The organism is Orbus hercynius (assembly GCF_003634275.1).
Taxonomy (GTDB): domain Bacteria; phylum Pseudomonadota; class Gammaproteobacteria; order Enterobacterales; family Orbaceae; genus Orbus; species Orbus hercynius.
In genome coordinates, this window is sequence record NZ_RBWY01000002.1 from 95,216 (window position 1) to 107,079 (window position 11,864).

The following is an 11,864-nucleotide window of genomic DNA, read 5'->3' on the forward strand; positions in this document are numbered from 1 at the left end:
GATAATGACCTGCCAATCCAAAAAAATCATTCTCGATTGCGATCCCGGCCATGATGATGCCATCGCTTTGCTATTAGCGCATGGTAACCCCCATATTGAGCTGTTAGCTGTGACGACGGTAGTGGGTAATCAAACACTTGAAAAAGTCACCCGCAATGCACTTGCTGTTGCACGTATTGCCAATATCACCAATGTGCCTTTTGCTGCCGGGTGTCCTCGTCCTTTAGTAAGAGCAGTCGAAGTCGCGCCCGATATCCACGGTGAATCAGGACTTGATGGCCCAATATTACCAGAGCCGACCATTAAATTAGATCCAAGGCATGCAGTTGATTTAATCATTGAAACCATTATGTCTCATCCGCCAAAAACCATCACTATCGTACCAACGGCAGGACTGACTAATATTGCTTTAGCGGCCAGAAAAGAGCCCAAAATTGTCGAGCGGGTAAAAGAGGTGGTCTTAATGGGCGGCGGTTATCATGTCGGTAACTGGAGCGCCGTTGCTGAATTTAACATTAAAATCGATCCAGAGGCCGCCCATATTGTCGTTAATGAAGCATGGCCGGTCACAATGGTAGGTTTAGATCTCACCCATCAAGCTTTAGCAACGCCAGAAGTGATAGAAAAAATTGCCGCGATCAACACCGCCCCAGCAAAATTTGTATTAGAGCTACTGGAATTTTTTGGCAAAATGTACAAAAAAGCACAAGGATTTACCTATCCGCCGGTTCATGATCCTTGCGCCGTTGCCTATGTGATTAATCCCGATTTAATTACCACCAAACGCGTTCCGATCGATATTGAGCTCACCGGCACGTTAACGCTTGGTATGACGGTTGCTGATTTTCGTTTTCCGGCTGATGAAACATGCCATACACAAGTGGCGACCAAACTTGACCATGCCGGTTTTTGGGATCTTATCGTCGATGCCCTACAACGTATTGGTGAGGTAAAAATATGACCCAAAGCGCCGCAGATAAAAAACAGCAAAGCGTTGTCTCGCTAATGGTTGCACTTTTAGCCGCCTGCGTTGCGTTTCAATTAAACGCCAGTATGCTCAGTCCGGTATTAGTCACGATCGCCAGTGAATTAAAAACCAATGATGCAGCAGTTGGATTATCACAAACCGCATTTTTTACTTCTGCCGCCCTTTTTTCACTATTCTTACCGCGCCTGAGTGATATTAAAGGCCGCAAAAGAGTCCTGATCGGCATGTTATCGATTATGGCATTAGGTACCGTTTTGGCGGCCTTATCGCCAAATATTACCGTGCTTTATATCGCCAGAATGATTCAAGGGGTATCTGGCCCGGTTGTGCCTTTATGTTTACTCATGCTCAATCATGAAATCAATAATGCCAAACAATACGGAATGCTAATGGGAGTGGTCACTGCCGTCAACGGCGGCATTGCCGGAATTGATGCGATTGCCGGCGGACTGCTGGCATCACATTTTGGTTTCCGCTCGGTTTTTTGGGTGATCAGCATCATTGCGATTATTGCCACCTATCTGGTCTATCGTTTTGCGCGTGAATCAAAACCGTCGGCACGCACAAAAATGGATTGGTTAGGCGTGCTGCTATTGGTATCAACTATTGCCGGTTTACTCTTTGCGCTTAATGAAGCGGCTAAACTCACTGCCGCTAATGGCATCATGATGCTCGGCTTCATTGTATTTTCTCTTGTCTGTTTTGTGTTATTTTGGCAAACAGAAAAACGCAACAAGCAGCCATTAGTCACCCTTGAGCATCTTAAGCTACGCAGCACATGGGCATTATTGTTAACAACAACGCTAACCATGACAGGAATTTTTGCCATCGTTAATGGCTTAGTGATGTCTTTAGCGCAAAGTCAGCAAAATGGCTTTGGTTTACAAGCTGACGGGGCTTCGCTGATCTTTTTAACACCATACGCGTTAATCGGCTGGTTGGTCGGGCCTTTCTCTGGCCGTTTAGCACCCACTTTGGGATATAACCGGGTGCTGAAATTTGGCCTAATTGGCTGTATTATTGGTATTTTGACTATCCTGTTGTACGGCTTACATTCATTGCCGATAATGGCCGTTGGCGTGATGCTATTAGGTATCTTTTACGCGGGTATGGCAAACATTATTCTTAATGGGCTTGGCATTGTCTTATCACCAACAGACAATCCGGGATTTCTACCGGGCATGAATGCCGGTGCATTCAATTTAGGGGCGGGGTTAAGCTTTGCACTGTTACCGGCGGTGCAAGTGATTACTGACGCAACGAGCAACAATCCAATGGATGGCTATTTTAATGGCATCTTATTGGGACTAGGAATAACCATACTTGCTTTATTCTCGTCCTATTTAATCCCAAGGCCAACTCACGCTGAAGCATGATTCTACCATAATAAAATGCCAGCAAATAAGCTGGCATTTATCTTTATAACACTAACGATGAATCGCCAACTGGTTTTCTGACCACAAGCTGATTATCGACCACCATTTTCCATACCCCGTCTTCATGGTAAGGCGCCTTAGTCACAAGAAATGTTGTGGTCATACCAAACGCACCGACGTTAAAATCGTCGCCAATAAATTCCGTAATCGGGGCACTAATCGATTTAGACGCATTCTCTTTATGATATTCATATTCCACTCGGGCATTGGGTGAAATCGTCAATACCATATACTGGCCATACCAAGTGCCAATATAGTCTTGTTTTTCTACCGGTATACGGCCAAGACCATCACAACCAACTAACCACAATGCAAACCATACTAGTACAAACGCTTTATACTGATTGAGTATTTTCATGATAAGTTTTCCTAGCTTTTAAAGAAATTATCTTGGTGTTTATCTAAATCAAACAGAATTAACAACGCGGCACTGCCACCAAATTCTTTTGGCGCCTGATGAAAACAGATAATATCAGGATGCTGAGCAAGCCACATCGGCGTTTGTTTTTTCAAAATATTTTTACCATGACCATACATCACGCTAGCACAGGGTATACGCTCACGAATACAGGCCGTAATGAGGGCTGCGATCTCTTTTTTCGCCTCATTTTGTGTTAAACCATGCAGATCTAAAAACAATTCTGGTTCATAAAATCCTTGGCGTAGCTTTTTAAGTTCGCTCGGATCTGCCTCTTCACGGCAATAACGAATCGGATCGTCTAACAATAACGGCTGGAAATCATCAGAAAAATAAAATTCACTATTGATCGTTTCTTGTTGTTGTTTTTTCTCGATCAGCACCGTTTTATTGGCACGAGCAGGAGCATGAACAACCGTGTCTTGTTTTAGCTTTTTAGCATTACCGATAACATTTTTAAATAATGCTAATTCTTCGTCACTTGGACGATAATTTTTTGACATAACGTATTACTCAGGATAAACCTTCTCTTTAAAGTCACACAAATCTTCAATCACACAAGCACCGCAGCGCGGTTTTCGCGCGATGCAGGTATAGCGCCCATGTAAAATAAACCAGTGATGACAATTAATCTTATACTCATCAGGTACCACTTTTAACAAGTGCGCCTCGACGGCTTCAACATTTTTGCCCGGCGCAAACCCGGTACGATTACAGACGCGAAAAATATGGGTATCAACGGCAATCGTTGGCCAGCCAAAAGCGGTATTGAGTACCACATTCGCCGTTTTACGGCCAACCCCCGGCAGTGCAACTAAAGCGTCAAAATTTTCAGGCACTTCACTTTGATGTTTATCAATCAGAATTTGGCAAGTCTTAAGAATATTTTCCGCTTTGCTATTATAAAGCCCTATCGTACGAATGTAACCTTTTAACTGCTCAAGCCCTAAAGCCAATATACTCTCAGGCGTATTGGCAACAGCAAATAACGGTTTAGTCGCTTTGTTGACGCTCACATCCGTTGCCTGCGCGGATAGTAATACCGCAATTAACAGTTCAAAAGAAGAATGATATACCAGCTCTGTCGTCGGATCTTCAATATGTTTTTGTAAACGCTCTAATACTTCTATACGGGTTTTTTGTTTCACAATCTTATCTTTTATCGAAAATACTTTGTTTATAGTATAACAATAATTGTTTGAAATTGTATCAATATCCTTATGGTTAGTTCTTTTGGCTGCGTTTAATCTATGATAAGCTGTTGCGCTAACTGTTTTTTAGGAAAAAAATACCACTATGTCTTTACCGATGATTGTAACATTTGCCATCTATATTATAGGCATGATAGCGATTGGCTTCTGCGCTTTTCGCTCGACCAAAAATTTTGGCGACTATATACTTGGTGGCAGGAAAATAGGCAGCTTCGTTACCGCATTATCCGCCGGTGCATCAGATATGAGCGGCTGGTTATTAATGGGATTACCTGGCGCGGTTTTTTTATTTGGTATTTCAAAAAGCTGGATTGCAATTGGTCTAATTATTGGTGCCTATTTTAACTGGCTACTCATTGCCGGTCGATTACGCGTATTTACCGAAGTCAACCATAACGCATTGACATTACCCGATTATTTCACTCGTCGTTTTAACGATCACAGCTCCTTACTACGATTAATTTCTGCCATCATCATTCTGGTATTTTTTACTATCTACTGTGCATCAGGCATTGTCGCTGGCGCAAAATTATTTCAAAGTACCTTCGGACTGAGCTATGGCTGGGCCATGCTGGCCGGCGCTGGTGCCACCATTTTATACACCTTTGTTGGCGGATTCTTAGCAGTCAGTTGGACCGATACCGTGCAAGCAAGTTTAATGATGTTTGCACTGATTTTAACACCGATTATGGTTATTATCTCTTGCGGTAGCGTCAGTGATACGATTGATGCAATTGGTACGCTTAATCCGCAATACCTCAATCTATTTGCCAATATGGATTTCATCGCCATCATCTCGCTGCTTGGCTGGGGATTAGGTTATTTTGGTCAGCCCCATATTCTGGCCAGATTTATGGCAGCAGGATCACATGATGTCATGAAAAACGCGCGTCGAATTAGCATGACATGGATGGTTTTATGTTTAGCTGGCGCAATTACCGTCGGGTTCTTTGGTATTGCCTATTTCTCCAGCCATCCTGAATTTAGCTATCTAATCGATAATGGCAAAGAAGAACGCATTTTTATTGAACTATCGAAACTGCTATTCAATCCTTGGGTTGCCGGTGTTTTACTTGCTGCTATTTTAGCGGCAGTCATGAGTACACTCAGTTGTCAATTATTGGTCAGTTCAAGTGCCATTACTGAAGATTTATATCGTGCATTTTTTAGACCCAAAGCGAAGCAAAAAGAGCTGGTTTGGGTGGGCCGCGCGATGGTATTAGTGGTTGCCATTATCGCTATTTTGCTCGCACTCAATCCAGATAATAGTGTCCTTGGTTTAGTCAGTGACGCTTGGGCTGGATTTGGCGCTGCGTTTGGACCGATTATTGTTTTTTCTGTTTTTTGGCAAAGAATGACCCGTAACGGCGCCTTAGCCGGCATGTTGGTGGGAGCAATTACGGTACTGGTGTGGATTCAATTTAACTGGTTTGAGTTGTATTCATTGATTCCTGGCTTTGCCTTTTCATCTTTGGCAATTATTATTGTCAGCTTGCTAGGGAAAAAACCAGAAGCGAGCGTTCTGGCCCAGTTTGATACGGCTTACAAGTTATATCATCATAAAAGTGAATATTGATAATAAACAAAGCATAAATTTTGATTTGTCATGTCATCTGCTTAACTACAGAATAACATGACAAATTGTAGACAAAAAAAGACATTATTATGAGAATGGAGTATACTTCAACCAAATTTATTGGTTCACTCCAATGTCACAAATTTATTTTACGATTAAGAGACTAAAAGATAGGGTAATACTATGGCAACAAATGTGATCAAACAACTAAAAGAACGCGGTCTTATTGCGCAAATCACGGATGAGAATGCACTTACTGAGCAGTTAATGAAAGGCCCTATCGCCTTATATTGTGGTTTTGATCCAACCGCTGATAGCCTACATTTAGGTCACCTTGTTCCCCTATTATGCTTAAAACGTTTTCAAGAAGCTGGACATAAACCCGTTGCCTTAGTTGGCGGTGCAACCGGCTTAATTGGTGATCCAAGTTTTAAAGCCGTTGAACGTAAATTAAATACCACCGATATCGTGCAAGATTGGGCCGATAAAATTAAGCAACAAGTGTCACCTTTCCTTGATTTTGCTTGTGGCGATAATTCAGCAACCGTCGTTAATAACTATGACTGGTTTGGTAACATGGACGTACTAACCTTTTTACGTGATATCGGCAAATACTTCTCCGTTAATGCCATGATCAGTAAAGAAGCGGTTAAACAACGTATTGAACGTGACGATGTTGGTATTTCATTCACTGAATTTGCTTATAATCTTCTACAATCTTATGATTTCTCTTGCCTGAATAAAGCGCACAATGTCACGCTACAAATCGGCGGTTCTGACCAATGGGGCAACATTACCTCAGGGATTGATTTAACCAGACGTTTACATCAACAACAAGTATATGGCCTAACCGTACCACTTATCACGAAATCAGATGGCACGAAATTTGGTAAAACCGAAAGTGGCGCAATCTGGCTTAATCCGAAAAAAACCAGCCCATATAAATTTTACCAATTCTGGATCAATACCGCTGACTCGGATGTCTATCGTTTCCTTAAATTCTTCACCTTTATGTCATTAGATGAGATCGATGCGATAGAAGAAGAAGATAAAAATAGCAATAGTGCACCAAGAGCGCAATATGTGCTTGCTGAGCAAGTCACCCAATTAGTTCATGGCGAAAAAGGCTTAATCGCAGCGAAAAGAATTACAGATAGCCTATTCTCGGGTTCTTTAAAAGATTTATCCCAAGATGATTTCGCTCAATTAGAACAAGATGGCATGCCAATTGTTAATCTGGAAAATGATGCTGACTTACAACAAGCACTTGTTAATGCAGGATTGGCGCCTTCACGTGGTCAAGCACGAACCATGATTGAATCGAATGCCATTTCGATTAATGGTGAGAAACACTCTGCGGCAGACTATAAATTTACTGAAGCGGATAAATTGTACCAGCGTTATACATTACTTCGTCGCGGTAAAAAGTACTACTGTTTATTAATTTGGCCATCAGCCAAATAAAGGAAAACACATGAAGAACATTTTATCCATTCAATCTCATGTTGTTTTTGGCCATGCGGGCAATAGTGCCGCAGAGTTTCCAATGCGTCGCTTGGGAGTGAATGTCTGGCCACTTAATACCGTACAATTTTCGAATCATACGCAGTATCGCCAGTGGACAGGTAGCGTGATGCCAGCAGATCACCTTGTTGATATTGCTGATGGAATTAGTGCAATTGATGAACTCAAAAACTGCGATGCCGTACTGAGCGGCTATATGGGTTCACCGGAACAAGGTAATGCGATTATCGAGATAGTCAAAAAAGTCAAAGTAGCAAATCCTAATGCTATGTATATCTGTGATCCCGTTATGGGCCACCCTGAAAAAGGCTGTTTTGTTGCGCCAGGTGTATCAGAATTTTTATGTAATATTGCCTTGCCAATTAGTGACATCATGTCACCAAATGTGTTAGAACTTGAAGAACTCAATGGCAAGCAAACCATTCATAGTGTAGATGAAGCGGTTATTGCTTGTCGTAATTTATGCCAAAAAGGCCCAAAAACAATCTTAGTTAAGCATTTAAGTCGAGCTGGGTACCAAAAAGATCGTTTTGAAATGTTACTTGTCACGCCAGATGAAGCTTGGCACATACATCGACCACTCGTTGATTTTGGCGCGCGGCAACCTGTCGGTGTTGGTGATATGACCAGTGGTCTATTTATCGCCAATATTTTGTTAGGTAAATCATTAGTGACAGCTTTCGAACATACTACATCATCGGTTTATGCCGTGATGCTTGAGACATTAAAACGCCATCAATATGAGCTGCAACTTGTTGCCGCTCAAGATGAAATAGCTAAACCGAGCCAATACTTTACAGCAACAAAAATAGATTGAAATAAAAAAGCAGTAAGGATAGCTGCTTCAAACCTGACTATGATTGTGAGGATAGACTAATGAAAGAAGAAATAACCGAATCTGAAGCACCTACTGTTTCATTAGGAAAAAAACTAGCAAATTTGCGCCTAGAGCAAGGATTAACGCAGCGTAATATTGCCAGCAAGATACACGTTAAAACTTCGATAATAGAAGATATTGAACTAGATAAAACAGTGAATGCTCCCGCCGTTTTTTTAAGAGGTTATATTAAACACTATGCCACAATTGTTGGCTTACCGGTAACAGAATACCAAGAGTATCTAGACCAATTATCCAATCAACAATCATCAAACACGATGAAGAATTATTCCAATAAAGAGCAAAACAAACGTAATGGTAAAAGATTATTATTTATCAGTATTTTTATTTTGGTAATCATCGTTGGCGTGACGGCATTTTTCACTTGGCAAGATAATAAAAGTGAGCTTATAGAAGTTACTCACTATATCTCTAAAACACCATCAACGAATAGCTAAAATAACGAATGAATAGATTTTTTATATCACTCACTTAAACGGATAGGATTATTTTAAGGAATAATCTATCCGTAATACTTAGTATTTTTTACCTACACTACCCATATTTTGAAACAAAACACTACCCAGCTAATTTTTCCTATTACTTACAGACATTTTTGATAAATCTTGCTAAGATTAGCGCAAATTATTTTATTCTAGTTAGGCTGATGTATGAGCTATTCGGATTCACCAATTAAGCGACGAGAATCCACCCGAATTTATGTGGGTAATGTACCCATTGGTGCTGGTGCACCAATTGCGGTTCAATCAATGACAAACACACGTACAACTGATGTCGAAAAAACCGTTGCACAAATTCAATCACTTGAGCGAGTTGGCGTTGATATTGTGCGAGTGTCCGTGCCAACACTTGAGGCTGCGGAAGCATTTAAGCTAATAAAACAACAAGTAAATGTACCATTAATCGCTGATATTCATTTTGATTATCGTATTGCACTGAAAGTCGCAGAATATGGCGTAGACTGTTTACGTATCAATCCAGGGAATATTGGTAACGAAAGCCGTATCCGTAGCGTTGTGGAATGCGCTCGAGATAACAATATTCCTATTCGTATTGGTGTCAATGCGGGTTCTCTTGAAAAAGATATTCAAGAAAAATATGGTGAGCCAACGCCTGAAGCAATCGTTGAATCAGCAATGCGTCACGTTGAAATTTTAAATAAACTCAATTTTGATCAATTTAAGGTCAGTGTTAAAGCTTCTGACGTATTTACCGCAATTGCCGCTTATCGTCTACTTGCAACACAAATTAAACAACCACTACATTTAGGTATTACTGAAGCAGGTGGGGCAAGAAGTGGCTCCATCAAATCCGCAATTGGCTTAGGAATGCTACTTGCCGAAGGCATTGGCGATACACTGCGTGTATCACTTGCGGCCGATCCGGCGGAAGAAGTCAAAGTTGGATTCGATATATTAAAATCATTACGCATCCGTTCGCGCGGTATAAACTTTATTGCCTGCCCAACGTGTTCAAGGCAAGAGTTTGATGTCATTAATACCGTCAACGAACTAGAACGACGACTAGAAGATATTATTACGCCAATGGATATTTCGATTATTGGCTGCGTTGTAAACGGTCCAGGAGAAGCTTTAGCCTCAACAATGGGTGTTGCGGGTGGCAACAAGAAAAGTGGTTTTTATGAAGATGGCGTTAGAATTGCAAGAATCGATAATGATGCAATGATCGATGAATTAGAAACAAAAATTCGCGCTAAAGCCCAGCTTTTAGCCAATAAAATCGACATTAAAACTGAATAATTAACTTCTATTAGTGAATTAAAAATGGCAGAGAAAAAAATACAATCTATTCGAGGGATGAATGATTTACTCCCAACAGAAAGTGCGCTTTGGCAACAGGTCGAAAAAACCGTCAAAATGATTCTAAATAGCTACGGTTATAATGAAATTCGTACCCCTATTGTGGAAGATACTGGGCTTTTTAAACGCGCAGTCGGTGAAGTTACCGATATCGTAGAAAAAGAGATGTATACCTTTAATGATCGTAATGATGAAAGTATCACACTACGACCAGAGCTAACGGCTGGCTGCGTGCGCGCAGGTATTGAGCATGGATTATTATATAACCAAGAACAACGATTATGGTATTTTGGTCCTGCATTTCGATACGAAAAACCACAAAAAGGACGTTATCGTCAATTTCATCAATTCGGTGTTGAGGTGTTTGGTCTTGAAGGACCCGGGATTGATGCGGAATTAATCATACTAACCGCTAGATTGTGGAAAGCATTAGGCATTGACCAACATACATCATTAGAGCTCAATAGCATTGGTTCATTAGAAGCGAGGGCTGAATATAAACACGCTTTAGTGCAATATTTAGAAGCGCATAAAGAGCAGCTTGATGAAGATTGTAAGCGCCGTATGTATACCAACCCGTTACGTGTGCTTGACTCTAAAAATCCTAGCTTACAAGAAATACTCAATAATGCACCAAAATTATTCGATTATTTAGATAGTGAATCTAAAAATCATTTTGATGGTTTATGTCAACTACTTAATAATGCAGGAATCAACTACACCGTTAATCAGCGCTTAGTGCGAGGCCTTGATTACTATAATCGTACTGTTTTTGAATGGGTGACAAATAGCCTTGGTGCGCAAGGGACCGTCTGTGGGGGGGGGCGCTATGATGGATTAGTTAGCCAACTTGGTGGGCAAGCAACACCAGGCGTTGGATTTGCCATTGGATTTGAACGCTTAGTATTACTTATTCAAACCGTCAACAACACGTTGAAAAATGATAATACTATTGATGTTTATATGATATCATCTGCCGAATTAATTGAAGGCAAGCATACTACCGCAATCGCTCAACAATTAGCCGAAAAAATTCGTGATATAATGCCCGAAAAACGTATTATGACCAACTATGGCACAACCAATTTTAAAAAACAATTTACGAAAGCAGACAAATACGGCGCTAAAATTGCAGTAATTATCGGCGGCAATGAAGCGCTAGAAAATACAGCTGTGATCAAAGAATTACAAACAGGCAATCAATATGCACTACCACAAGAGATGATTGCTGAAAAATGTTTAGAAATACTGGAAAAGGGAGAATAACGTGAGTCATTCTGATAGTGAAGATCAATTTCTAGCAATGAGAGAATTTTTTACTAAAACATGGAAAATATTTATTGCCGTGATAGTCATTGGGCTACTTGCCTTTTGGGGATGGCGATACTGGCAATCTTACCAAGTCGAAAAAATCACAGTAGCATCAGATCAATATGAGCAATTACTCTCTAAATTAGCCGCCGATAACTCAGCAACAACTGAAATTGATGAGCTAATTGCTTTCGCTAAAAATACCGATACCATTTATAGTGTGTTTGCTAGCTTGAAAGCAGCACAAATTTATGTGCAAGATCTTAAAGATTATGCTGGTGCTGAAACATTACTTACCGATGCCAGCAAAAAAACTGATTCAGAGCCCGTGCTTGCAATTATCAATATTCGCCTTGCAAGATTACAATATCAACTTGGCAAATATGATGAAAGCTTAAAAACACTTGATAAAGTTACTAACGAAAATTGGTCAGTTATCGTTAATGATATCCGTGGCGATATATTCGTAAAAACAGAACACTATCAACAAGCCTGTAATGCTTATAATGTAGCATTATCGTCTAAACCAACCGCTGATTTAGAAAAAAGTATTAAGCTAAAACTGAATCGTGCTGAGTATTTACTAGCAGAACAAGATGCTCTGGCAAAGCAACAAGTGGCGCAAGAGGCTAAAAGTAATCAAGCCGTAACAAGCGAACAAAAACCGCAACCGTAGTATGTA

The 11,864-nt window shown here is 40.6% G+C and carries 12 protein-coding genes; 9 read left to right on the forward strand and 3 right to left on the reverse strand.

The features are described 5' to 3' along the window. Nucleotides 1–4: 4 nt before the first annotated feature. Nucleotides 5–961 carry a uridine-preferring nucleoside hydrolase UriH gene (gene uriH, locus DES39_RS05980; RefSeq protein WP_121144882.1) on the forward strand — a complete coding sequence of 319 codons (957 nt, stop codon included), beginning with the start codon at nt 5–7 and terminating at the stop codon, nt 959–961. Further along, entirely contained in the window at nt 958–2,364 is a 1,407-nt protein-coding gene (gene uriT / locus DES39_RS05985) for a uridine transporter UriT (protein WP_121144883.1), read from the forward strand. The genes uriH and uriT overlap by 4 nt, the downstream gene beginning before the upstream one ends. A gap of 43 nt (nt 2,365–2,407) precedes the next feature. Here the strand turns inward: uriT and DES39_RS05990 are convergent, their stop codons facing one another. The 3 genes from DES39_RS05990 to nth are packed head-to-tail and all read right to left on the reverse strand — an operon-like array spanning nt 2,408 to nt 3,990. Continuing rightward, complete coding sequence (locus tag DES39_RS05990) at nt 2,408–2,782, reverse strand: hypothetical protein (protein ID WP_121144884.1); 375 nt, start codon at nt 2,780–2,782, stop codon at nt 2,408–2,410. 11 nt (nt 2,783–2,793) lie between these two features. Beyond that, nucleotides 2,794–3,345 carry an endonuclease SmrB gene (smrB, locus tag DES39_RS05995; protein WP_121144885.1) on the reverse strand — a complete coding sequence of 184 codons (552 nt, stop codon included), beginning with the start codon at nt 3,343–3,345 and terminating at the stop codon, nt 2,794–2,796. 6 nt (nt 3,346–3,351) lie between these two features. Continuing rightward, nucleotides 3,352–3,990: an endonuclease III gene (gene nth / locus DES39_RS06000; RefSeq protein WP_121144886.1), complete on the reverse strand. Its 639-nt coding sequence runs from the start codon at nt 3,988–3,990 to the stop codon at nt 3,352–3,354. A 148-nt stretch (nt 3,991–4,138) separates the two neighbouring features. Between nth and putP the strand changes: the two genes are divergently transcribed. The 7 genes from putP (at nt 4,139) to DES39_RS06035 (ending at nt 11,858) form a co-directional block, all read left to right on the forward strand. Further along, nucleotides 4,139–5,629, forward strand: a complete 1,491-nt coding sequence (gene putP / locus DES39_RS06005) for a sodium/proline symporter PutP (RefSeq protein ID WP_211324645.1) — start codon at nt 4,139–4,141, stop codon at nt 5,627–5,629. 183 nt (nt 5,630–5,812) lie between these two features. After that, the gene (gene tyrS, locus DES39_RS06010) at nt 5,813–7,093 is read left to right on the forward strand and encodes a tyrosine--tRNA ligase (protein ID WP_121144887.1); all 1,281 of its coding nucleotides are present in this window, start codon (nt 5,813–5,815) and stop codon (nt 7,091–7,093) included. A gap of 10 nt (nt 7,094–7,103) precedes the next feature. Beyond that, nucleotides 7,104–7,970, forward strand: a complete 867-nt coding sequence (gene pdxY / locus DES39_RS06015) for a pyridoxal kinase PdxY (protein WP_121144888.1) — start codon at nt 7,104–7,106, stop codon at nt 7,968–7,970. Between the two features lie 59 nt (nt 7,971–8,029). Next, nucleotides 8,030–8,488: a helix-turn-helix domain-containing protein gene (locus DES39_RS06020; RefSeq protein WP_121144889.1), complete on the forward strand. Its 459-nt coding sequence runs from the start codon at nt 8,030–8,032 to the stop codon at nt 8,486–8,488. A gap of 213 nt (nt 8,489–8,701) precedes the next feature. Then, complete coding sequence (gene ispG, locus DES39_RS06025; protein WP_121144890.1) at nt 8,702–9,811, forward strand: flavodoxin-dependent (E)-4-hydroxy-3-methylbut-2-enyl-diphosphate synthase; 1,110 nt, start codon at nt 8,702–8,704, stop codon at nt 9,809–9,811. Nucleotides 9,812–9,835: 24 nt separating this feature from the next. Then, nucleotides 9,836–11,137, forward strand: a complete 1,302-nt coding sequence (hisS, locus tag DES39_RS06030; RefSeq protein WP_121144891.1) for a histidine--tRNA ligase — start codon at nt 9,836–9,838, stop codon at nt 11,135–11,137. 1 nt (nt 11,138) lies between these two features. After that, entirely contained in the window at nt 11,139–11,858 is a 720-nt protein-coding gene (locus DES39_RS06035) for a YfgM family protein (RefSeq protein ID WP_121144892.1), read from the forward strand. Nucleotides 11,859–11,864 lie beyond the last annotated feature (6 nt).